This window comes from Aeromicrobium endophyticum (genome assembly GCF_003586285.1).
Classification (GTDB): domain Bacteria; phylum Actinomycetota; class Actinomycetes; order Propionibacteriales; family Nocardioidaceae; genus Aeromicrobium; species Aeromicrobium endophyticum.
Window position 1 is genome coordinate 44,765 of sequence record NZ_QUBR01000001.1, and the last position, 20,842, is coordinate 65,606.

General features: G+C 67.6%; 26 protein-coding genes and 1 pseudogene. 15 read left to right on the forward strand and 12 right to left on the reverse strand.

All coding sequences use genetic code 11. The features are described from left to right. Nucleotides 1-29: 29 nt before the first annotated feature. Nucleotides 30-1,037: a sugar phosphate isomerase/epimerase family protein gene (locus DX116_RS00225; protein ID WP_119702252.1), complete on the forward strand. Its 1,008-nt coding sequence runs from the start codon at nt 30-32 to the stop codon at nt 1,035-1,037. Between the two features lie 173 nt (nt 1,038-1,210). Next, nucleotides 1,211-1,891, forward strand: a complete 681-nt coding sequence (locus DX116_RS00230) for a hypothetical protein (RefSeq protein ID WP_119702253.1) — start codon at nt 1,211-1,213, stop codon at nt 1,889-1,891. Here the strand turns inward: DX116_RS00230 and prfB are convergent, their stop codons facing one another. Both prfB and DX116_RS00240 read right to left on the reverse strand, forming a co-directional pair. Beyond that, complete coding sequence (gene prfB / locus DX116_RS00235) at nt 1,892-3,004, reverse strand: peptide chain release factor 2 (protein WP_119702254.1); 1,113 nt, start codon at nt 3,002-3,004, stop codon at nt 1,892-1,894. It lies immediately after the preceding gene. Between the two features lie 22 nt (nt 3,005-3,026). Beyond that, complete coding sequence (locus tag DX116_RS00240; RefSeq protein ID WP_119702255.1) at nt 3,027-3,224, reverse strand: DUF5302 domain-containing protein; 198 nt, start codon at nt 3,222-3,224, stop codon at nt 3,027-3,029. Between the two features lie 113 nt (nt 3,225-3,337). Between DX116_RS00240 and DX116_RS00245 the strand changes: the two genes are divergently transcribed. The 3 genes from DX116_RS00245 to DX116_RS00255 are packed head-to-tail and all read left to right on the forward strand — an operon-like array spanning nt 3,338 to nt 5,388. Beyond that, nucleotides 3,338-4,393, forward strand: coding sequence for a GGDEF domain-containing protein (locus DX116_RS00245; protein ID WP_233556515.1), 1,056 nt, complete (start codon nt 3,338-3,340; stop codon nt 4,391-4,393). Nucleotides 4,394-4,405: 12 nt separating this feature from the next. Next, entirely contained in the window at nt 4,406-4,819 is a 414-nt protein-coding gene (locus DX116_RS00250) for an HIT family protein (RefSeq protein WP_119702256.1), read from the forward strand. Next, nucleotides 4,816-5,388 carry a hypothetical protein gene (locus DX116_RS00255; RefSeq protein ID WP_147393532.1) on the forward strand — a complete coding sequence of 191 codons (573 nt, stop codon included), beginning with the start codon at nt 4,816-4,818 and terminating at the stop codon, nt 5,386-5,388. The genes DX116_RS00250 and DX116_RS00255 overlap by 4 nt, the downstream gene beginning before the upstream one ends. Before the next feature lie 160 nt (nt 5,389-5,548). On the opposite strand, the gene DX116_RS00260 is transcribed toward DX116_RS00255, so the two are convergent. From DX116_RS00260 to DX116_RS00295, 9 genes and pseudogenes are all read right to left on the reverse strand, one after another. Beyond that, nucleotides 5,549-5,773: a hypothetical protein gene (locus DX116_RS00260; RefSeq protein ID WP_119702258.1), complete on the reverse strand. Its 225-nt coding sequence runs from the start codon at nt 5,771-5,773 to the stop codon at nt 5,549-5,551. A 9-nt stretch (nt 5,774-5,782) separates the two neighbouring features. After that, nucleotides 5,783-6,160 (reverse strand): hypothetical protein, encoded by a 378-nt coding sequence (locus tag DX116_RS00265; protein WP_147393533.1) that lies wholly within the window; start codon nt 6,158-6,160, stop codon nt 5,783-5,785. A gap of 100 nt (nt 6,161-6,260) precedes the next feature. Continuing rightward, nucleotides 6,261-6,671 (reverse strand): pilus assembly protein TadG-related protein, encoded by a 411-nt coding sequence (locus DX116_RS00270; RefSeq protein WP_119702260.1) that lies wholly within the window; start codon nt 6,669-6,671, stop codon nt 6,261-6,263. Next, nucleotides 6,668-7,096: a hypothetical protein gene (locus DX116_RS00275; RefSeq protein WP_119702261.1), complete on the reverse strand. Its 429-nt coding sequence runs from the start codon at nt 7,094-7,096 to the stop codon at nt 6,668-6,670. Before DX116_RS00275 ends, DX116_RS00270 begins: the two co-directional genes overlap by 4 nt. Beyond that, nucleotides 7,093-7,473 (reverse strand): TadE family protein, encoded by a 381-nt coding sequence (locus DX116_RS00280; RefSeq protein ID WP_119702262.1) that lies wholly within the window; start codon nt 7,471-7,473, stop codon nt 7,093-7,095. Before DX116_RS00280 ends, DX116_RS00275 begins: the two co-directional genes overlap by 4 nt. Before the next feature lie 3 nt (nt 7,474-7,476). Beyond that, nucleotides 7,477-7,638 carry a hypothetical protein gene (locus DX116_RS20020; protein WP_199715869.1) on the reverse strand — a complete coding sequence of 54 codons (162 nt, stop codon included), beginning with the start codon at nt 7,636-7,638 and terminating at the stop codon, nt 7,477-7,479. 13 nt (nt 7,639-7,651) lie between these two features. After that, nucleotides 7,652-8,566: a type II secretion system F family protein gene (locus tag DX116_RS00285; protein WP_119702263.1), complete on the reverse strand. Its 915-nt coding sequence runs from the start codon at nt 8,564-8,566 to the stop codon at nt 7,652-7,654. Next, a complete protein-coding gene (locus tag DX116_RS00290; protein WP_119702264.1) occupies nt 8,563-9,423 on the reverse strand; it encodes a type II secretion system F family protein in 861 nt (286 codons plus the stop codon). The genes DX116_RS00285 and DX116_RS00290 overlap by 4 nt, the downstream gene beginning before the upstream one ends. Beyond that, nucleotides 9,411-10,376: pseudogene (locus DX116_RS00295) on the reverse strand (CpaF family protein); the annotation flags it as partial. The gene DX116_RS00290 and the pseudogene DX116_RS00295, both read right to left, overlap by 13 nt. A 61-nt stretch (nt 10,377-10,437) precedes the next feature. Between DX116_RS00295 and DX116_RS00300 the strand changes: the two are divergent. The 7 genes from DX116_RS00300 (at nt 10,438) to DX116_RS00330 (ending at nt 17,058) form a co-directional block, all read left to right on the forward strand. Beyond that, a complete protein-coding gene (locus DX116_RS00300; protein WP_119702265.1) occupies nt 10,438-11,898 on the forward strand; it encodes a recombinase family protein in 1,461 nt (486 codons plus the stop codon). 42 nt (nt 11,899-11,940) lie between these two features. Further along, nucleotides 11,941-12,192: a hypothetical protein gene (locus DX116_RS00305; protein ID WP_119702266.1), complete on the forward strand. Its 252-nt coding sequence runs from the start codon at nt 11,941-11,943 to the stop codon at nt 12,190-12,192. Between the two features lie 3 nt (nt 12,193-12,195). Continuing rightward, nucleotides 12,196-12,597, forward strand: coding sequence for a hypothetical protein (locus DX116_RS00310; RefSeq protein ID WP_147393534.1), 402 nt, complete (start codon nt 12,196-12,198; stop codon nt 12,595-12,597). Nucleotides 12,598-12,857: 260 nt separating this feature from the next. Further along, nucleotides 12,858-13,085: a hypothetical protein gene (locus DX116_RS00315; protein ID WP_147393535.1), complete on the forward strand. Its 228-nt coding sequence runs from the start codon at nt 12,858-12,860 to the stop codon at nt 13,083-13,085. Between the two features lie 235 nt (nt 13,086-13,320). Beyond that, nucleotides 13,321-13,686 (forward strand): hypothetical protein, encoded by a 366-nt coding sequence (locus tag DX116_RS00320; RefSeq protein WP_119702269.1) that lies wholly within the window; start codon nt 13,321-13,323, stop codon nt 13,684-13,686. Continuing rightward, nucleotides 13,683-15,680 carry an AAA family ATPase gene (locus DX116_RS00325; protein ID WP_119702270.1) on the forward strand — a complete coding sequence of 666 codons (1,998 nt, stop codon included), beginning with the start codon at nt 13,683-13,685 and terminating at the stop codon, nt 15,678-15,680. Before DX116_RS00320 ends, DX116_RS00325 begins: the two co-directional genes overlap by 4 nt. A 745-nt stretch (nt 15,681-16,425) precedes the next feature. Then, the gene (locus tag DX116_RS00330) at nt 16,426-17,058 is read left to right on the forward strand and encodes a recombinase family protein (protein ID WP_119702271.1); all 633 of its coding nucleotides are present in this window, start codon (nt 16,426-16,428) and stop codon (nt 17,056-17,058) included. Between the two features lie 556 nt (nt 17,059-17,614). On the opposite strand, the gene DX116_RS00335 is transcribed toward DX116_RS00330, so the two are convergent. After that, nucleotides 17,615-18,316, reverse strand: coding sequence for a hypothetical protein (locus tag DX116_RS00335; RefSeq protein WP_147393536.1), 702 nt, complete (start codon nt 18,314-18,316; stop codon nt 17,615-17,617). A gap of 255 nt (nt 18,317-18,571) precedes the next feature. On the opposite strand from DX116_RS00335, the gene DX116_RS00340 reads away from it, so the two are divergent. The 3 genes from DX116_RS00340 to DX116_RS00350 are packed head-to-tail and all read left to right on the forward strand — an operon-like array spanning nt 18,572 to nt 20,651. Next, nucleotides 18,572-19,660: a hypothetical protein gene (locus DX116_RS00340; RefSeq protein ID WP_119702273.1), complete on the forward strand. Its 1,089-nt coding sequence runs from the start codon at nt 18,572-18,574 to the stop codon at nt 19,658-19,660. A 5-nt stretch (nt 19,661-19,665) separates the two neighbouring features. After that, complete coding sequence (locus DX116_RS00345) at nt 19,666-20,025, forward strand: hypothetical protein (RefSeq protein ID WP_147393537.1); 360 nt, start codon at nt 19,666-19,668, stop codon at nt 20,023-20,025. Between the two features lie 2 nt (nt 20,026-20,027). Next, entirely contained in the window at nt 20,028-20,651 is a 624-nt protein-coding gene (locus DX116_RS00350; protein ID WP_119702275.1) for a hypothetical protein, read from the forward strand. Nucleotides 20,652-20,842 lie beyond the last annotated feature (191 nt).

The window sequence follows — 20,842 nt, forward strand, 5'->3', positions numbered from 1 at the left end:
CCTGCCGCGCCGACCTCCAGGAGCACCGCATGACTCGTCCGATCACCCTGTTCACCGGCCAGTGGGCCGACCTGCCGTTCGAGGAGGTCGCCAAGCTCGCGTCCGGCTGGGGCTACGACGGCCTCGAGATCGCCTGCTGGGGCGACCACCTCGACCCGTGGGCCGCGGTCGAGGACGACGGCTACATCCAGACGCGCCTCGACATCCTCGACACGTACGGCCTGCAGGTGCACGCGATCTCCAACCACCTCAAGGGCCAGGCCGTCTGCGACGACCCCATCGACCAGCGCCACCACGACATCCTGTCGGCCCGGGTCTGGGGCGACGGCGACCCCGAGGGCGTCCGGCAGCGCGCGGCCGAAGAGATGAAGCACACCGCCCGGGCCGCCCGCATGCTCGGCGTCGACACCGTCGTGGGCTTCACGGGCTCGTCGATCTGGAAGTACGTCGCGATGTTCCCGCCGGCGTCCGAGGCGATGATCGCTGCCGGCTACCAGGACTTCGCCGACCGATGGAACCCCATCCTCGACGTCTTCGACGAGGAGGGCGTGCGCTTCGCGCACGAGGTGCACCCCAGCGAGATCGCCTACGACTACTGGACGACCCACGCTGCCCTCGACGCGATCGGCCACCGCGAGGCGTTCGGCCTCAACTGGGACCCGTCGCACTTCGTGTGGCAGGACCTCGACCCGCTGGGCTTCCTGTGGGACTTCAAGGACCGGATCTACCACGTCGACTGCAAGGACGCGAAGAAGCAGGTCGGCAACGGGCGCAACGGACGTCTCGGCTCGCACCTGCCGTGGGCCGATCCGCGACGCGGCTGGGACTTCGTCTCGACCGGGCGCGGCGACGTCCCGTGGGAGGCGTGCTTCCGGATGCTCAACACGATCGGCTACGACGGCCCCGTGTCGATCGAGTGGGAGGACGCGGGCATGGACCGCCTGCTCGGCGCGCCCGAGGCCCTGGCCTTCGTCAAGGCCAACCTGTTCGACGCCCCGACCGCCGCCTTCGACGCGGCCTTCAGCACCACGTCCTGACCCACCCGCCCCGGTTTACCGCGCCGGCAGGGCAAACCGGGGCGCGCGGCGGGGCAAACCTCGTCCGGGCGCGGCAAGCCTGCCGCGCCCGGACGGGGCTTGCCCTGCCGGCGTGGTGAACCGGCGATGGACGGCGACCAGCGGGATTGCGAGCCCGCCGATAGCGTGGACGAATGCGACTGCCCCTGCCTGACCCCCGCGATGCCGTGACACTCGTCGGGCAGGTGCGCCAGCTCGTCGAGGACGTCACGGGCGTGCTCCCCCGGGCCCTCACCCTCCTGGGTCAGGCCGAGGCGCTCGTCGCTCGCGCCGACGTGCTGATCGACCGCATCGACGCCACGCGACGCTCGGCCGACGACGTCGTCCTGCGCGTCGACCGCACGATCGACCAGGCCGATGCGGCCATCGCCAAGATCGACGCCACCAACACGAGCGCCGACGAGCAGATCGAGCGCATCGACCGCACCATCACGACGTCCGACAAGCTCGTGCTGCGGGCCGCAGGCCTGGTCGGCAGCATCGAGCCGACCGTCGCCCGCGCCCAGCACCTGCTCGACTCGTTCGCCCCCTCGCTCGAGCTGCTCCAGCCGACGCTCGACCGCCTGGCCAAGAGCACGAGCCCCGAGGAGGTCGAGGCGGTCGTCCGGCTCATCGACCACCTGCCCGAGCTGGTCGACCGGATGATCTCCGACGTCCTGCCGATCGTCGAGAACATGCAGAGCGTCGCGCCCGACATCCACGACATGCTCGACACGATGCACGAGCTCAACGAGATGATCGCCAAGATCCCCGGCATGGGCCGCATCCGTCAGCGCGTCGAGGACAAGCAGGCCGCCGAGGGCTACCGCGACTGACTACGCGGCGGTCTGCTGGTTGCGACGCCAGCGGATGCCGGCCTCGATGAAGTCGTCGATCTCCCCGTCGAGCACGCCCTGGGTGTTGCCGCTCTCGTGCTCGGTGCGCAGGTCCTTGACCATCTGGTACGGGTTGAGGACGTAGTTGCGCATCTGGTCGCCCCACGACGCCTGCACGTCGCCGCGCAGCTCGTCGAGGTGGGCGCGCTCCTCGGCCTTCTTCAGCGCCAGCAGCCGCGCCTTCAGGATGACCATCGCGCTGGCCTTGTTCTGCAGCTGGCTCTTCTCGTTCTGGCAGCTGACGACCGTGCCGGTCGGGATGTGCGTCAGGCGCACGGCCGAGTCGGTCGTGTTGACGCTCTGGCCGCCGGGGCCGGACGACCGGTAGACGTCGACGCGGATGTCCTCGTCGGGCACGTCGATCTCGTCGGTCTGCTCGAGCACCGGGACGACCTCGATCGCCGCGAACGACGTCTGGCGGCGGCCCTGGTTGTCGAACGGCGAGATGCGCACCAGGCGGTGGGTGCCCGACTCGACCGACAGGGTGCCGTAGGCGTAGGGCGCCTTGACGGCGAAGGTCGTCGACTTGATGCCCGCCTCCTCGGCGTACGAGACGTCGTAGATCTCGACGGTGTAGCCATGACGCTCGGCCCAGCGGATGTACATGCGCTGCAGCATCAGGGCGAAGTCGGCGGCGTCGACGCCACCGGCGCCCGAGCGGATCGACACGATGGCGTCGCGCTCGTCGTACTCGCCCGACAGGAGGGTGCGCACCTCGAGCGACTCGATGGCCTTCTGCACGCGGGCGAGCTCGCGGTCGACCTCGGCGGACGTCTCGGCGTCGCTCTCCTCGAGGGCCATCTCGTGCATGATCGCGAGGTCGTCGAGGCTGCTGCGCAGGCCCGTGACGCGCTCGACCTGTGCCTGCAGGGTCGACAGCCGGCTCGTGACGCGCTGGGCGTTGGCCTGGTCGTCCCACAGGGCCGGGTCGCCGACCTCGACCTGGAGGTCGTCGATCTCCTTGCGGACGGCGTCGAGGTCGAGCACCTTCTCGATCGACGTCAGGGTCGCCGAGAGGGCCTTGGTCTGCTCTGCAAAATCGGGTGCTGCCACCTGTCGAGGCTACCGCGTCAGGTCACACGCTCTTGCGGCGGAACTCCGGTGACGTCGTGGGGCCGGTCGCACCGTGCGACTTCTCGCTGCCGTCGTGCTCGGCGCCCTCGGCCGTCGCGTGCGTCTGGTTCTTCTTCTTGTCGAGCGCCTCGCGGAACTTGGCCTTCATGTCGGCCTTCTGTCCGTCAGCGCCGGTCGGGGTTCCCTCGATGTCAGCCATGACCCCACCCTAGCCCTCCAGGCGCCGACGTCGAGGGGCCCACGATTTCTGACAACCCCACCTGTCACCCGCTGGCCTCTGCCATCCTGGTGGTCCACGGCGACGGAGGGAACGTGTTGATCGACGACCAGGACGTCCGCACCGACACGTACGTCCGCGGCATGGAGCGCCTCGTGCAGGCCGTGCAGGAGCTGTCGATGGCCCGCAACCTGCCGCAGGTGCAGCAGATCGTGCGCACCACGGCCCGCGAGCTGGCCGGCAGCGACGGCGCCACGTTCGTGCTGCGCGACTCCGGCCAGTGCTACTACGCCGACGAGGACGCGATCGAGCCGCTCTGGAAGGGCAGCCGCTTCCCGATGGAGACGTGCATCAGCGGCTGGGCGATGCTGAACCGGCAGACCGCCGTCATCGAGGACATCTACGTCGACGACCGCATCCCCCACGAGGCCTACCGGCCCACGTTCGTCAAGAGCCTGGCCATGGTGCCGATCCGCAGCCTCGATCCCATCGGTGCGATCGGCAACTACTGGGCCGACGGCCACGTGGCGTCCGGCGACGAGATCCGGCTGCTGCAGGCGCTGGCCGACGCCACGTCCGTCGCGATGGAGAACATCGCGGTCTACGCCGAGCTCGAGCGACGCGTCGTCGACCGCACCGCCGACCTCGAGCGGGCCAATGCCGACATCCGCACGCTGTCGGCCACGGACTCGTTGACGGGGCTGCTCAACCGGCGCGGCTTCTTCGACTCCGCCGAGGCGCTGCTCACCGGCGCACGGCTCACCGGCAGCTCGTGCCTGGTCGCGTTCATCGACGTCGACGGGCTCAAGACGGTCAACGACGGCAGCGGTCACGTCGCAGGCGACGAGGTGCTGGTGCAGGTAGCCCACGCCCTGCGTGCCGTCACGCGCCCGCACGACGTCGTGGCGCGGCTGGGCGGCGACGAGTTCTGCGTGCTCGTGGTCGATCCGCCGCGCGACCAGCACGGCCTGCGCGACCGGCTCGTCGCGCGGCTCGATGCCGTCAACCTGGACCGTCGGGGGCGTCTGCCGCTGTCGGCCAGCGTGGGCACCGCGTCGACGGCCGATCTTCCGGACGCCTCGATCGACGACCTGGTGCTGGCGGCCGACCAGAAGATGTACCAGCACAAGCGCTCGCGCCACGCCTCATGATGTGATCGACCCATGAGCGTCGACTGCCCGTTCTGCCGCATCGTGTCGGGCGAGGCCGACGCGCACCGCGTGGTCGAGACCCCCGACGTGGTCGGGTTCCTCGACGTCCGGCCCGTCTTCAAGGGGCACGTGCTGCTGGTGCCGCGCGAGCACGTCGTGACGCTGCCCGACCTGCCGGAGCCGCTGATCGTGCCGCTGTTCTCCACCGCGCAGCGGGTCGCGGACGCCCTGACGTCCGGGCTCGGCGCTCAAGGCACGTTCGTGGCGATGAACAACGTCGTGTCGCAGAGCGTGCCGCACCTGCACGTGCACGTCGTGCCCCGCACCAAGGGCGACGGGCTGCGCGGGTTCTTCTGGCCGCGCACGAAGTACGACGAGGGCGAGGCCGAGACGTTCGCGACGACCATCCGGGAGGCACTGGCATGACGATGACCCGCGACGAGGCGGCCGCCAAGGCACGCCAGGTGCTGGGGGCGGATGACGTCGAGCCGCACGTCGACCCCGAGCTGGAGGGCGACCCGTTGTGCGGCGGCTTCGCGTTCGTCGCCGGCGACAGCGGTGCCGTGATCGGCTACCGCGGCGGCTACCAGACCAGCGTGCTCGAGCTGTCGGGCGAGACCATCGAGACGCTGGTGATCGGGTGGCTCGCCGAGCAGCGTCACCAGTACGGCGTCGACGCACCTGCCACCGAGCCGGCGCGCCCGACCCACCCGTGCCCGATCTGCGGACGTCCGACCGTGCACCAGGACCGTTACCCCGCCTCGGTGTGCCCCGACTGCGCGTCGCGCGTCACCGACCGCGACGGGCGCCCCATCCTCGGCTACAACGAGGGCTTGGGCGGCGGCTTCATCGCCTTCTACGCCGACTCCCCCACCGGACGGCAGACCGAGATCGCCAGCGAGGTGATCGAGACCGGACGCTGCTGGATCGACGGCATCGAGTGCACCATCGGCGAGGCCCGTTTCGGCGGTGTCGTGGTCGAGCGAGTGGACTGAGTCGTCACTCCGTCGTCCTGAGCTCCGCGCTGTTGACGTGGGCACGGTCGCTGGTGCCCTGTCGAGCTGCTGGGCAGGAGCCACCTCGGTCGCGCGTGGGAAAGTCCCTGCGCGACGAGGCACTGGCCGGAAAGGCACGTGGATGCGCGGCGACCTGGCACTACTGGTTGTGGCCTCGTCCCCGGAGGACCGCCGTCGCTTCACGACCCAGAACCGGATCATTCGCAAGGGCTTCGATGACGGCCCGCCCCGCTCCGGCGCTCATCCGGTTGCCGATGCGGTTGATCGGCCGCACGAAATAGACACGACACTCCCCAAGATCCTCGTCATGAATGAAGGCGAGCAGGTCGTCGTAGTGCTCGCGTACCGCGTGACTGCTCAGCACGGCTGCGAGTCAGTCGCGCACCACGTCCCGATCAGTTGTGAGCATCATCTCGCGGAGACTGCTCCACCACGCTCGAACTGAGCGGTGGTCGAGTCCGATGCCGATCCCCTCCAGCACGCGGTCCGGATAGTCGAGCGCGAGATGCTCCATGAGAACGGGGATGGCTTTCGGACGTGCGTCGAGGACCTTGTGCAGATCCCAGATGCTGCTCACATCGATGCCGACTGCATGGAGGTCCTCGACGAGAGCTTGCTCTGCGATCGCTAGTAGCCGCCTGCGCTCCGCGGTTTCCGCCTCGATGCGCTCGAGCTCCGCGCGATGGACCGGGTCCTCACGCCTCCGGCGTTCCAGCTCCGCGACAAGCTCGCTGGCCGATATGGGGCCCATCACGCGACCCTAGCCCTCAGAGATGGCTTCGCGTCACAAGGTCGCTGATGTGGAGGAATCACTTCGGCAGCGACGTGGGGCAGTGCGCCGGCTGACCCAGTCACTGCGTCGTCCTGAGTTCCGCGGTCGCTTCCGACACGATCGTGGTGCGCGACTGCCAGCCGGGCGGGACGAGGGCCAGGCCCACCGAGCGTTCGAGCCGCACCTGCACGCGGTCGCCGGTGGCGCGGACGAGGGCGATGCGGGTGCCGGGGCTGTTGACGTAGTCGTCGACCAGCTGCCGCGCCTGCGAGGCGTCCAGCTCGACCTCTCCCCTGCGGTAGAACGCCTCACGGCTTAACCCATCGGCAGCCGATCGCGCAGCACCATCGGCGACGTTGTCGAGCTGCTGCCGCTGCAGGAAGGCAGCCGACGAGTTGATGACCACCACCGACAGCAGGCCGAGGAACAGCAGGAAGCCGATCGTCATGACCGTGATGGTGCCCTCCTCGCGGCCTGCACCCTGCCTCATCGCGCCGCCCGATAGCTGCCGAACGGCTCGGTGTGCGTGCTGTCGACCGTGATGCCGCCGAGCTGCCGGCCCAGCGCGCTCGGCGTCAGGGGCAGCGGCTGGGTGGCGCGCACCACGACCCGGACGGACGACCCCGGCTCGAAGCAGTCTGCCGGCGACGGAAGGCACGAGACGCGGACGCTCGCACCGTCCAACCCCTGGTCGTCCAGCGCGACGCCGGCCGCCGCCTTGGCCCGCTGCTCGCCGGAAGCCGGATCGGGCGACTGCAGGAACGCGAGCGCGGCCGCGCGGCTGGCCGTCGAGACCCCGTAGGCCGCTCGCTGGGTGTCGAACACTGCAACCAGCACGTAGACCAGCGGCACCAGGAGCAGCAGCGACAACCAGATGAACTCGATGGTCGCTGTGCCCTCCTCGCGGCGGCTCATGGCTCCACCTCGCGGATCGCGTGACCCGAGACGGCGACGGGCACGGACGGCCCGAACAGGCCCAGCGCGGGCACCCGGGCGCGCACCTCGACCTGCGCGCCCGGCAGACCGCCGACGGTCGTCCACGACGACGTGACGTGCTCGGCGTAGCGGTCGTCGAGGGCCGCACGGATCATCGAGCGGGTCCGCTCCGCACCGTCCGCGGGCGTGGCTCCCAGCGGCGAGGACGCTCGTGCGCCTTCCGACGCGGCCGCTGCCAACGTGTTGCGGACGTGCAGCACCATCGCCACCTGGGCGATGCCGAGCACCAGCGGCACCAGCAGCGCCATCACGAGCACGAACTCGACGACAGCAGCGCCGCGCTCGCGATCGGCCACGGCTCAGCCGCCGACCGCCGACAACGCCTGCGTCAGCATGCTGCGCAGCTGTGGGCCTGCGACAGCGGTGATGATCGCGACGAGGCCTGCGGACATGACCGTGATCATGACCCAGCCCGGGACGTCTCCCCGTTCGTCATGGCGGTGCGATCTGATGCGCGACATGAGCGTTCCTTTCCTAGGTGCCTGAGGTGAGGTGCAGTCCGATGAATCCGGGGAAGAACGCGAAGATGACCGTGACGGGCAGGATGAGGAACACGACGGGCAGCATCATGGCGACCTCCTTGCGGCCGCCGGCCTCCATGAGCTCGCGGCGTGCGGACTCCCGGACGTCGGCGGCCTGGGCGTGCAGGACGTCGACCAGCGGGGTGCCTCGCTCGACCGCGATCGCGAGCCCCTCGGCGAAGCGGGCGATGCTGCTCACGCCCGTGCGCGCGGCGAGGGCGTCGAAGGCGCCAGAGATCGGGGTGCCGGTGCGGATGTCGGCGATGACCCCGCCGAGCTCGTCGGCCAGTGCGCCACGGCAGACCCGCATGATGCGGTCGAGGCCAGCCACCGGGCTCTCCCCCGCCGCGACCGCCAAGGCGAGCAGGTCGGCCACGACCGGGAACTCTTCCTGCATCGCCCGCTCTCGCGCGATCACCCGGGCCGACAGGTGCTGATCGCACCACAGCACACCGCCGACGAAGGCGATCGCGCACAGCACCAGCAACACCGGCCCCTGAGCGCGTCCTGCCGACCACAGCAGAGCCGACACCACCACGCCAGCCCCGAGCCCCGCCGCACCCCACACGACCTGGCGCACCCGGAAGTCGTCGACCGTGGTGGACGCACCGAGGCGGGTCAACCGGCGCGAGACGCTGGCGTTGCCGCCGAGCACCTCGCCGACCAGCTCGGCGACGCGACGCACCGACGGGCCGAAGACCGCCTCGACGACCGTGGCGGGACGTGCCACCGTCGGCAGCTGCGGGTGCACGTCGCGGATGTACGGCAGCACCCGCTGCTCCAGCGACGGCTTGCGCGCACGCACCCAGCCCGTCACCGTGAGCAGCAGGCCGCTCGAGAGGCAGAAGCCGATCAGGGCCCCGGTCATGCGAGGATCCGCCGCTCCGTGGGCAACCGGCCGATCCACATCATGAGCCGGTAGGCGAGGACGCACATCCCCGCGCCGGTCAGCAGCACGACGAGACCTGCACCGGTCGCGAACCGGCCGACCACCTCGCCCTGCAGGCACATCAGCAGCAGGACGAGCCACGGCGCGGCCACGGCCAGCCGGGCCCCGTTGACCGTCCACGACTGGCGCGACTCGAGCTCACCTCGGGTACGGAGGTCTTCGCGCAGGAAGCCCGAGAGCGCTCGCAGCATGCGGCCCAGATCACCGCCGCCCACCTCGCGCGCGATGCGCAGGGCCTCGACGACGCGGTCTCCGACAGGATCGGCGAGCCGGTCCTTGAGCAGGTCGAGCGACTCGTGGAACCGGCCCGAGGCCTGGTAGTCGCGTCCGAAGCCAGCGAAGGCGTCGCGCAGTCCTTCGGGTCCGCGCTCGCCCAGCTGGATCAGCGCCTCGGGCAGCGACAGCCCCGCGCGCACGGCAGAGGTCAGGTTGTCGACGGCGTCCGGCCACACTGCGGCATGCTCGCGCAGACGCCTGGCAGCACGCCCGTGCAGGACGGCGACGGGAGCGCCCGCGGCCATGAGCCCGAAGACGACACCGATCGCTGCCACGCCCGACACGCCGGTCATCACGACGGCTGCCAGCACGAACGCGACAGCACACAGACCGAGCAGCTGGCCGGGCGCGATGCCCTGCACCCCGGCCCGCGCGAGCAGGTCGGCGAGACGTCCGGGCCCCTGGCGCGGCCTGCGCTCGAGACGCCAGTGGGGGTCGACGAACGTCCACGCGACGAGAAGCAGGCCGGTGCCTGCGAGGAAGCCGATCAGGGCGCCCATCGACCCACCCCCAGCACTTCGTCGAGGTCGACGCCCGCTCGCTCGAAGGCGTCGCGACGAAGAGGCACGCCGTGGCCGCGCTCGAGCACGCCTGAGCGCCGGACGAAGACCGGCTCGGACTCGATGAGCCCGTTCTCGACCCGCCCCGTGACGGCGACGATCTCGCGCACCGCTCGGCTGCCGTCGGCGTCGAGACCCGTGTGGACCACGAGGTCGACCGAGGCGGCCACGGTCGGCACCACGAACCTCGAGCCGATGTTGTCACCTGCCAGCAGCGGCAGCGTGCACAGCTTGACGAGCGCCTGGCGGGCCGAGTTGGCGTGGATGCTGGCCATGCCCGGCAGGCCGGCGTTGAGCGCCAGCAGCAGGTCGAGGCACTCGGCCGCCCGGACCTCGCCGATGATGATGCGCGACGGACGCATGCGCAGCGCCTCCTTGACCAACGTCCGCAGGTCGATCTCGCCGGTGCCCTCGAGGCCCGCCTGACGCGTCTGCATGGCGACCCAGTCGGGGTGCCCGGTCTTGAGCTCGAACACCTCCTCGGCCGACACCAGTCGCTGCGAGCCCGGGATCGAGGCCGTGAGGCAGTTGAGCAGCGTCGTCTTGCCCGCCTGGGTACCGCCGGACACGATGATGTTGAGCCCGGCGCGCACGCTCGCGTCGAGGAACGCAGCGCTGGGCCCGTCGAGCGTGCCCAGCGCCACCAGGTCGTCCAGCGAGTGGGCGCGCGCCACGAACTTGCGGATGTTGACCGCAGCAAAGCCCCGGGAGATGCCGTCGAGCACCACGTGCAGGCGGTGCCCGCCCGGCAGCATCGCGTCGACGAACGGCTGGCTGACGTCGAGGCGGCGCCCCGACGACGACAGCATCCGCTCGACCAGCTCGCGGACCTGCTCGGCCGTCAGGATCAGCGACGTCAGCTCGTGCCGGCCCTCACGTGCGACGAAGACCCGTGACGGGTCATAGGTGGCCTAGAGGTAGCCTTGCCCTGATAAGCGATTAGAGGAACTATTCATGGCCAAGTCCCCCGCCCGCGCCGCCATCTATACGCGCATCTCCGACGACAAGGAAGGCAAGGAGCTGGGTGTCGCTCGTCAGGAGGCCGACTGCCGCGAGCTGGCCAAGGCCGAGGGACTCACGATCGCCGAGGTCTACACCGACAACGACATCAGCGCATCGCGTAGCAGCCGCAAGCCTCGCCCCGAGTGGACGCGCATGCTGGACGACGCGGAGACAGGCAAGTTCGACGTGATCCTGGCCTACTCGACGTCCCGCCTAACTCGTCGCCCCAGGGAGCGCGAGGACATCATTGAGCTGGCCGAGGATTTTGGTATCGGCCTCATGACCCACGTGTCTGGTCGGCCCGACCTCACGACGGCAGACGGACAGGCGAGCTTCAGGTTCGGCGGCACCGTGGACACAAGCGAGGCCGACCGCACGGCAGAGCGTGCTCGCCGCAAGCAGCTCGAGTTGGCACAGGCAGGACGACACAACGGTCCGCGTCCGTTCGGCTGGGACATCGTGGGCACGAAGGCGGACCAGCGACTCGTAATCAACCAGGCAGAGGCCGCAGTCCTCCGCGAGCTGGTCAAGCGGGTGCTGGCTGGGGAGGGTCTCTGGAAGCTCGTCAACGACCTGAACGCCCGAGGCATCCCGACCAGCACGGGCAAGCGGTGGCAAACGCAGGTATTGCGCCGGGTGCTGCTGCGCGACCGCAATCATGGGATGCGGTCCCATAAGCCGTTGGGCAAGAACGGCAAGCCGTCCGGGAAAGTCGAGCTCTACAAGGGTCAGTGGGAGCCGATCATCGATCGGGAGACTCATGACCGGGTGCTGGCAACACTCACGGACCCAGCGCGCCGCAGCAACAATCGGGGCACCGCAGCCAAGTACTTGCTGACGTCGCTGGCCCGGTGCGGCGCGTGCAACGGGTATGTGGTCGGTACCAACGAATTCAAGTACGAGTTGAAGAACGGACGCACCCGCGTATACCCCCATGCCTACAAATGCCCACATGCCGGATGCATGAAGGTGCAGCGGCGCATGGCCGACGTAGATGAGCACGTCGAGAGGGTGGTCGTCGGCGTGCTGGAGCGTGACGGGGTGAGGTTGTTAGGCGGTGACGAGTTCGCCGCCGAGGAGGCGCGAGAGCGGATCGAGGCGCTGGAGGCAAAGCTGGCGCTGACGGCTGACCAGTTCGCCGATGACGTGATCACCGGCGAGCAGCTCAAGCGCATTACCGAGCGGCTCCGGCCGCAGCTCGCCGCCGAGCGCGTCCATCTCTCGTCGGCTCAACCCGAGGCGTCCCTCGCGGAGTACACCGGACCCGAAGTTGCGCAGGCTTGGCGTGCCGCAGATGTCGAGACGAAAAAGCGGCTAATCCGGCTGCTGGGTATGACGATCACGATCAAGCGCGTAGGTGCCGGGAACGGGCGAGATTACGATCCGGACTCAGTGAGCATCACCTGGCCCTAAGCCTCTGGCGGCCGCCTACAGGCCCGTCTACGCTCGCTCGCTATGAGCGACGAGAAGATCACGATCGAAGAGCTGGCAGAGTTCATGACACGGCAGCTGCCGATGACTTACGACGTGTTCGAGAAGCACCGCGCAGACGATGTGGATCGCAACCAGGCGTCCTGGGCGAGAGGCCGTGTAGATGCGTTTCTTCAGTTGATGCAGGTCATCGACGGCGAGCGCGAGACTATGCTTCGAGCCGAGTGGGACAGGATCACGACGGGCAAGGGTTTCATGTCCGACGAGGACAATTGACCCATGATCAACTCCAAGAAGATTGAGTCCGGTCCCGATACCGACGCAGCTATCGCAAGGCTCGTCGCGAGCTCCCCCGCAACCGCCGCCCTCTGGCAGATGACCAGCGACGTGCTGCACCGACGCGCAGGGTGGGCGCTGTACGTCGGGGAAGATGGCGACTACGCGTGGCTGTTCGGCTGGGAGGGGCAAGGTCTGCTGGTCGTCTCTGTCGAGCCGTACGGCATCGATGCCTATCACCATCGCGAGGACGAGACGGCCACCGTCAACTCAGCACGTGAGCTTTGGGAGTGGCTCAAGCTGCGCGAAGACGACGAGGACGCCAAGGGTGGTGCTGAGGTGACCGAACTGCGTCGCCAGCTCCGCGAGATGAGCGACGAGAAGCTGGCCGAGACACTGCCGTAGCCAACGCCCAGGAGCTTCTAGCCAGATGGACAGGAGCAAGTCACGGACACGTGACCCGGGGTACAGTTGGCCCCAGCCACGAAGCGCTGCCAACCTTCGGGAATGCGTGAGGGCTTAGCGGGAAACGGAACGTCCCGCCGGACAAACCCCGAAAGCGAATCCACTCCGACGAGTGGGCGTAGGGCTTAGGTGACATCGCCTAGACGTCTCGTTCCAGGGGCGCTTCTAGGGAGCCGTCGCAGCACTGAAGGGTGCGCGCGATGTCCTACGACAGTCAAGGAGTCCGTCGAGCCGCAATGCAGGTGGCTCAGCTCTATGCGAACGGCAAGACCCCCGACCCTGAGGTCGAGATGGTGGTCCGGCAGAAACTTGCCACTGCTCGTATCGAGAAGTGCGTCCGAGAGACGCTGGCGATCTCCCCCACGCTCCACCCCGCCCAGGTTGAGTACCTGGCTGGCTTGCTCGACACCCCGGGCGGGCTCGTATGAGCGCCGACCAGACCGCAGCGGAGCGGCTTGAACGTGCCGTTCGCGCAGCTATTGATGCTGCTCCCGCACTGACCGACGAGCAGCGCGAGAACGCTGCGCACTTGCTGCGGTCGGCCGCTGCTGGAAGGTCGGTAGCAGCATGAGAACAAGGGTGTCGTGCGCCCGCTGCGGAGCCAGGCCCCGCGGGGCAAAGGTGTTCCACGACCGGGCATGCCCGCTGCGGCACGAAGCTGCGTTGACCGGCGAGGCGCTTGCCGTCCCCGAAAATGGGCCGTTCGCCCCGACGCGGCCGATCCCCGAGCTGACCAACCTGTACGAGAACCGCCAGCTCGTCCCTTGGCTCGTCTACGTCGGGCTCGGCGGGCGGTACTGCTGGGCGGTCTCCCTCGGCTGGATGCGCTGGGACGGCAAGAAGTGGAAGCGGACCAGGATCGAGCACGTCAACGAGGCCGTCCGCCGCGCACTGTCGGGCCTGCACGGCCGCAGCGAAGGGCTGCCTGGGCGTGACTACCTGCTCTCGCTCGACCAGACCTTCACGATGACCCGGAGGCTGCGAGAGACCCTCGCCGTCGACCCCGCCGAGTTGGGCATCCAGCGGTGAGCGCCGCGGAACCTACGCCTGAGCAGAAGTTCGCGCTCGAATACGCGCGGCATCTTGTAGAGCACGGCATGCCCGTGTTCCTCGCGCCGCCGGCCCTCACGCAAGAAGGCAAGTGGGACCCGACCGGTGGCACAGACGGACTCGGCTACCACTTGCCCCAGTCCAAATGGCAGCAGACGGTCGCGGACTCGCGGGTTCTGGACGATTGGGAGCCGGGCGTAGCGATCTGCGCCGTGACTGGTCAGGGCGTTGACGTGATTGATGTAGATCCGCGAAACGACGGAGACGAGGGTTTTGCCCGTATGCGGGCAGAGGGGCTGATGCCGAACAGCTACGGGCGGCAGCGCACACCGTCCGGCGGCACGCATGACTTTGTGTCCGCGCTCGGCGTCCGCAAGCTCACCAACTTCAGGCCTGGGGTCGACTTGCAGGCTGGCGACTCGGACGGGCACGGCCGCGGATTCGTGTTCCTCGCCCCGACCGTGCGGAAGTCCAAGGTCAGCGAGGAGGTCGTCGCGTATGAGTGGGACATGCCTCCAGATCTGGATGCTCTGGACTTGATCGGCGCGGACCCGACCAGCGCAGCCCTGGCCGACGCGGTGCGCGCATACAGGACTCCCGTCGCCACCAGGGAGCAGGCCGAGATAGATCTCTCCAGCCCCCCGAGCGCCGACGAGGTACGCAAGGCCGCTGCGGTGCTCGCCAAGGCCGAGAAGCAGATGTTTGACGCGGAAGAGGGCAGCCGCAACGACACCCTTATCCGGCTGTTGCCCAAGCTCTATCAGTTCGTGCTGGGTGAGTGCCTGGACGAGGCGGAGGTAGAAGAGCGGATGCGTAGCGCGGCAGCCAAGGCGGGCATCGGCGATGAGTACGAAAACACCAGCGAGTCAGCCTGGGTCTACGCCAACAGGGACGGTGCGGATCGGCCCTACATTGAGACTGCCGCAGACGACTTTCGCGATGAGGACGGTGCCGTAACCGAAGCGACGGCGGGTCCGATCAAGCGGTTTCAGCGGATGAACCTGGCGGAGCTTCTGGACCCTGACCGTCCGCCGCGTGAGTACGTGGTCGAACCGATGATTGCGGCGGGCTCGTCGGTGTCGCTGGTGGCGCCAGCCGGAGCCCGCAAGTCGCTCGTGCTGCTGGCTATCGCGCTGGCGGTAGCTCGCGGCGATGAGGACTTCGCCGGCATGGCTATCCCCCGGGGTCGGCGGGTGCTCTACGTCGATATGGAGAACACAGAGGACGACTTGCGGGAGCGACTCCTGTCGTTCGGGGTCACCCCCGGCGACCAGCTCGACCGCTTCATCCTGTTGTCGTTGCCGAGCATGGACCCACTCGACAGCGCCAAGGGCGGCAGGGAGTTCACGGAGGCCGTCGATTCGTTCGGTCTGGAGCCCGGAGACATGGTCGTGCTGGATTCGTACCAGCGCATCACCGAGGCCGGGGAGAACGACTCCGACACGGCTCGCGGCTACTACCGACATACCGGCATGGCGCTCAAGGCTCGCGGGCTGACCGTGGTCCGCACCGACAACACCGGTAAGGACGCCAGCCGCGGAGCGCGCGGCTCGTCTGGCAAGCGCGACGACGTCGACATCGAGTACCTGATGGAGTCACGTGGCGACTTCATCGACATCAAGACCGGCAAGGCTCGCCAGCGGGGCGTCTCCGCGATGACGCTGCGTGTGCGAGTCGAGGACGAGCGGACCACCTTCCACTCTGACCAGAGCGCCGCGCCGCATTCCAGAACGAGAGCGTGCGTGCGAGTTCTGGACGAAATGGCCGTACCGAACGAAGCAGGAGAACGAAAGGCTGCCGCAGCTCTCAAGGATTCGGAGGTCGAGTTTCCGAGAACCGTGATTCGGGATGCAGTAAAGCTGCGGCAGAACCGCGCCGTTGAGGTGCGGCGCGCCTTCACGACCAGCGCCGAAGAAGACACCGCGCCGACGAAAGACGGCGCGGTACGGCGCGGTGAGGGCTCGAAGGGATGAAACCGCTGATCAGAGTACGCAAGAGGCGCGCCGTTTCAGAACGGCGCGGTACGGCGCGCCCCATCAAATCGGCCACTGCTGCCACCGCGCCGCCGCCCCCTCCCTCTAAGGGGGCGGCGCGGTGGCGCGGCCCGCACTGAAACCCAGAAAAAGAGAACTCTGAAAACACCAGCAGCCCGGTCTAAGCACCCGGGCTGCTGTCGTTCAGTGTCTGACTGGTCGGGATACTCGGACGAACTTCGTCAGCGCGCCAGATCCGTCGGGGTCGCTGATATCTTGGGATGACCAGCACAAATCCCTGAGGAGACCGTTAGGAGCTTTCCACATGGTTCGGCCCAGCAGAGTGCTGCGCGCCCAGCCTCAGGAGGAACCGTGCTCAGCTGGTCTGCACTCGCACTGGTCGGATGGCCCGTGGTGCTTGTCGCTCTCATCAAATCTTTGACGTATCTCAGGGCGCTCAGGATCGTCATGTCCGATGCTCCACCGGAGCAACGCGCAGACATCCTTAACAGCCTCGCGGCTGTTGAACGAGCCCAACGCCCGCGTCGCCCATCTCTCCGACGATGACGCTGGAACAGCCCGAGAAGCCACTCCTGTCTGCATCAGGACCGCAAACGCGCGAGCGCGCGAGACGTGCCCTTGAGCCCCAGCTCGAACTAGGTATCGAACGATGTTCGAGTTACGTTTCGGGCCAGGCGTAAAGCGTTGACGGTCATTTACGCCTCACCCGACCGCAGGAGGACATGTGCACGTCATCGGATACCGACGGGTCTCGACCCAGGAGCAGGCCAGCTCAGGCCACAGCCTCGACGCCCAACGCGACGCGATAGCCGAGCACGCGGCGAGGAAGGGCTGGACAGTCGACTGGAGGGCCGACGAGGGCGCGACTGGTAGCAAGGTGAACCCCGGCCTGCGAGAAGCCCTCGAACTCCTCCGGACGAAGCAGGCTGATGCCCTGGTCGTAACGAAGATGGACCGCATTGCTCGCTCCGTCTACAACGCTGCCGACGTCATGCAGGCGGCGCAGGACCAGGGATGGTCGCTCATCGTGCTGGACCTCGGCATGGACCTCTCTACACCGAGTGGGAAGGCGATGGCGCAGATGTTGTCGGTCTTTGCCGAGCTGGAGTTGGAGATGATCCGCAGCAGGACACGCGACGGCTTGGCGACTGCGAAGGCGAAGGGCAAACAGCTCGGTCGGCCCTCTGGCATTCCTGCCGACGTCCGCCGCCGCATCGTGCAGGAACGAGAAGAAGGCCGGAGCTTTGCCTCCATCGCTACGGACCTGTCGGTGGCCGGAGTCCTGTCCCCCACAGGCCGGACGACTTGGCATGAGTCTGTGGTACGCCGCGCCTACGGGAAAGCGAGAAGTTCCTAGGGCTGAGTGACTCTTCCGGGTGTCGGTGCTGCCGATCCTGGCGGCGTCTGGGGTGGCGGAACCGCGGAGGACACTGGAAGCGTTGTCGCGAGCGGCAGCCGGGCTAGACCCAGTTCTTCACGGCTGACCGTCACGAAGTTTGTCCGTGTCGTTCGAAACGTCCCGCGGACCCTCGGATGCGCGCCCGCCGCCGTAATCATGGCGTCCGCAGCTTCGATCACGTCGCGCCTATCAGTAACAAACCTGACCTTCGCTCGTGCTCCGTACCAGGCCGTTATCGCCTGCAACTGCTCATCTCGCGTCTGATCCTTGCGAAAGTACCGTCGCTCGCAGATAGAGACGACCTCCGCATACGTCTCTCGACGCAGCTCTTGGAAACGTGCCTCACGCTCTCGATTCCAAGCGTTCACCGCTGATTTCTCAGTTCTCTTCGCCCGCGACCCGTCGAGAGCCCATGAGATCAAATTGTTGACGATGAGCGCCAGAGCCGTGACCACCGCGCCGACGACGTACCCCTTCGCGCCCCCGAAGGCATCCCAGACATCGTGCAACACGGTCAGAACCCCGGGGCAATGTATGCGGTGCAGGTCTTAGCCTCGCCGGACAGGGTCATGAAGTTCGTTTTGACCTTGATCTCGCCTGACGGCGGGACTAACTCGGGAAACTCTGAGGTGCCGCCGTTGATCTTGCCGGCGGAGTCCTTGCAGATCACGCCGATACGCGGGTCTTTCAACGGCTTGTCGGTCGGGTTCTTCACAACAAACCGTGCTTCCTGCCCGCCAAATTCGCTGTCTGAAACCTCCGCGTCAGCCGTGCCGAGACTTGGCCCCCCTTCGAACGCGCCCTCATCTTCGACAAGAAGCGTGGCCTCTACGGATGCAGCCTTCGCGCCGTCGCCGACGTCGACTTGCGTCCCTAGCGCAAGCAGCTGCCCCGTCGAGCTGAAGCTCTCGACCTGGTCCGTCGTTGCTAGAAGCTCTCCGGCTTCGTCCTTCACGTTGAAGCTGACCGTGACTGTCTGCCCGACCTTCTTTGACTTGTTCTCAACTAGAGCCGTAACCCACACGTACTGGTCGTCGCCCTGGCCAAAGCCGGACTCCACGATTGATCCCTGCTCCTTCGCAGGCTTCCCATCCGCCTTGGCAGTGTCCGCCTTGGACGAGGAATCCTGGTCCACGACATCAGCCTCACCGCCGCACGCGGCGAGGGCAGCGAGGAGGACGAGGGGCGCGGCAAATCTCAGCAAGGGTCGAATCACCACCGAACCGTATCGAGCGAGACAGCTTGTGTCTGGCGTTCTCCCCAGATGGAGAAGCAGCTGAGACCCGTTCCCATTTACAGGTACTATCGACCTTGACGGCGTGAGGGCTGCGAGCCCAGACGACGAGAGCCGAGGACGAGCCGGAGAGTCCTATCGCGTTGACAGCGAGACCGAGAGGGTCGAACGTCCGCCACGAGCCGAGAGGGCGCGGGCGCATCCAGTTCACACTCTCTCGAAAGCAGGAAAACTCTCATGGCACGTGGCTACAACGCGCAGGCTGACGTCCTCCCCCGTCTCGCAGACGGCACCGACCCCAACGCCCTCTGGGACGAGTTCATCGCAGCGGTCAAGCTGCAGAACGACCAGCGCTCGGCGCTCGTGGACCTATTCACCTTCCGCACCAGCCGCAAGGGCGACTCGGTCCTGCAGAGCCCGTCGGGAATCAGCGAGTTCGAGGAAGCGTCGGAGTACGGCGTCCCGCAGGGCCTCCGGCTCGCGGCGGACGTGCTGCCGATGGGCTACACGTTCAAGTGGTTCGACCTCGCCAAACGCATGACCTGGCGCTACCTCGTCGATGCCCCGGCGTCCCAGGTCGAAGCGCTGCACAGCGCAGCACTGGCGGCGGACAACCTGTTGACCTTCAAGGGCGTCATGCGCCGGCTGTTCAACCCGGTGAACGAGACGAACGAGGACGGCACAACCGTGTACGGCCTCTGGAACGGCACCGACGGTCAGACGCCGCCCGAGTACAACGGCAACACTTTCTTCGAAACCCACAACCACTACCTGACGACCGGGACCGCAACGCTGGACCCGGCCGACGTGGAGATCCTCATCGACACGGTGCTGCACCACGGCTATGGCGACGACGACGGATCGCAGATCGTCGTGCTCGCCCACCCCATCCAGGCCGACGTCATCGCCGGGTACCGCGTCGGAGTGAACGGCGCCAAGTTCGACTTCATCCCTAGCACCGACGCGCCCGCCTACCTCACCGCAGAGACCCTGGTCGGCAACCGTCCGGCCGGAACCTTCCAGGGCATGCGCGTCGCGGGCTCCTACGGGCGCGCACTCATCGTGGAGAACTCGCTGATGCCTGTCGCGTATCTCGCTTCCCTGGCGTCGGGCGGTTCCAACAGCGACCGCAACCCGATCGGCTTCCGCGAGCACTCGCAGCCTTCGTACCAGGGCCTCAAGCTGATCCCGGGCAGCACGCCCAACTACCCGCTGATCGACAGCTACTACACGCATGGGTTCGGGGTCGGCGTCCGCCACCGCGGAGCGGCTGCCGTCATGCAGGTCGTGGCGTCGTCCACCTACATTGCGCCGACGGCATTCTGATGCTGATGAACGCGATGCGCGACGGCGGCGACCTCGTCCGCTGGGCCGAGCCGAACACCATCGCACTCGAGGACGACTGGGCCGAGCACGCCGTCCTCGCTGCCCTTGGTGGCTCGACGCCCCCGGACTGCGCAGGCGTGCCGCTGCTGCGCTCTTGCGACCCCGACCGTACAGCTCGCCCGCTGCTGGACGTGCTGATCGACGGCAAGCGCGAGTACCGCAAGCACTGCGATCGGTGCAGCACCAACGCCCAGCCCAACCACCGCCTCTGGGTGCCGTCGGGTGCGTCGGTGGTCGAGCTGGTCTGCTGCAACCACTGCCGCAGGGTGCTGAGCTACGAGTTCAGCGGACTGGTCTGGCGCTGACCATGGCCGGCAAGAGCGTCACGCACTCGGAGAGTTGGTGGGCCACCCAGGCTCCGCCGCACGTGCTCCGATGCAATGGCACCTACAAGTCGACCGGGGAGCAGTGCCGTCGTGTGGCCGAAGATGGATCAATCGTCTGCGACCAGCACGGCGGCGCAGCCGGACAGGTCCGCCGCCGAGCTGCCGAGCGCATCCTGTTCACAGCAGATGAGGCAGCCAGCAAGCTCGTTGCCTGGATGAACGACCCGTCGGTGGACACCCGCGAACGGATCAAGGTCGCGCAAGACCTGCTGGACCGCAATGGGATCGTCGCTGCCCAAGTCCACAAGATCATGCCGGTTACCGAAGACCCGATCGAGGCGCTGTTCCGCACCATCCTCGACGACCCCAACGCGCTCACGGATGCCGAAATCACCGAACCGCTGCCAGCTCCGACGGTTGAGGCGACCGACGACTACGAAGACCTGATCGGAAGAACGCCCGCGCAGGACGAGAAGCCCGCTCGACGGGCGGAGCAACCCGCCCGGTCACCACGGCTACCTCAGGCAGCAGATCAGCCGTCGAAGGACCGAAGCTCGACTACACCGCCTAAGCACATCCGCGAGGGACTGGCCCGCCTGCCCTGAGAACCCCACAGTCCGCACTTGCGTCGTAACAGGTGCCACGGCGAGCGGCGCGAGACCTCCTCACGAGGGTCGTGCGCCGTTTGCGATGTATCACTTACGACACATCTGCGACTTAAGGGGCTTCGCCTCGTACGCTGCGCTACGGTTACGAGGTGGGATCCCGTGTTAGTCCAACCAGCCCTGACATCCAG

Excerpts from the sequence above, each read along its gene's own strand:
- DX116_RS00300 (WP_119702265.1), top strand. The coding sequence starts at position 10,438 with ATGGCCAAGTCCCCCGCCCGCGCCGCCATCTATACGCGCATCTCCGAC.
- DX116_RS00255 (WP_147393532.1), top strand. The coding sequence starts at position 4,816 with ATGACGATGACCCGCGACGAGGCGGCCGCCAAGGCACGCCAGGTGCTG.
- DX116_RS00250 (WP_119702256.1), top strand. The coding sequence starts at position 4,406 with ATGAGCGTCGACTGCCCGTTCTGCCGCATCGTGTCGGGCGAGGCCGAC.
- DX116_RS00290 (WP_119702264.1), bottom strand. The coding sequence starts at position 9,423 with ATGGGCGCCCTGATCGGCTTCCTCGCAGGCACCGGCCTGCTTCTCGTC.
- DX116_RS00225 (WP_119702252.1), top strand. The coding sequence starts at position 30 with ATGACTCGTCCGATCACCCTGTTCACCGGCCAGTGGGCCGACCTGCCG.
- DX116_RS00265 (WP_147393533.1), bottom strand. The coding sequence starts at position 6,160 with ATGGGCCCCATATCGGCCAGCGAGCTTGTCGCGGAGCTGGAACGCCGG.
- DX116_RS00275 (WP_119702261.1), bottom strand. The coding sequence starts at position 7,096 with ATGAGCCGCCGCGAGGAGGGCACAGCGACCATCGAGTTCATCTGGTTG.
- DX116_RS00340 (WP_119702273.1), top strand. The coding sequence starts at position 18,572 with ATGGCACGTGGCTACAACGCGCAGGCTGACGTCCTCCCCCGTCTCGCA.
- DX116_RS00310 (WP_147393534.1), top strand. The coding sequence starts at position 12,196 with ATGATCAACTCCAAGAAGATTGAGTCCGGTCCCGATACCGACGCAGCT.
- DX116_RS00315 (WP_147393535.1), top strand. The coding sequence starts at position 12,858 with ATGTCCTACGACAGTCAAGGAGTCCGTCGAGCCGCAATGCAGGTGGCT.
- DX116_RS00345 (WP_147393537.1), top strand. The coding sequence starts at position 19,666 with ATGAACGCGATGCGCGACGGCGGCGACCTCGTCCGCTGGGCCGAGCCG.
- DX116_RS00270 (WP_119702260.1), bottom strand. The coding sequence starts at position 6,671 with ATGAGGCAGGGTGCAGGCCGCGAGGAGGGCACCATCACGGTCATGACG.
- DX116_RS00230 (WP_119702253.1), top strand. The coding sequence starts at position 1,211 with ATGCGACTGCCCCTGCCTGACCCCCGCGATGCCGTGACACTCGTCGGG.
- DX116_RS00285 (WP_119702263.1), bottom strand. The coding sequence starts at position 8,566 with ATGACCGGGGCCCTGATCGGCTTCTGCCTCTCGAGCGGCCTGCTGCTC.
- DX116_RS00350 (WP_119702275.1), top strand. The coding sequence starts at position 20,028 with ATGGCCGGCAAGAGCGTCACGCACTCGGAGAGTTGGTGGGCCACCCAG.
- DX116_RS00240 (WP_119702255.1), bottom strand. The coding sequence starts at position 3,224 with ATGGCTGACATCGAGGGAACCCCGACCGGCGCTGACGGACAGAAGGCC.
- DX116_RS00305 (WP_119702266.1), top strand. The coding sequence starts at position 11,941 with ATGAGCGACGAGAAGATCACGATCGAAGAGCTGGCAGAGTTCATGACA.
- DX116_RS20020 (WP_199715869.1), bottom strand. The coding sequence starts at position 7,638 with ATGTCGCGCATCAGATCGCACCGCCATGACGAACGGGGAGACGTCCCG.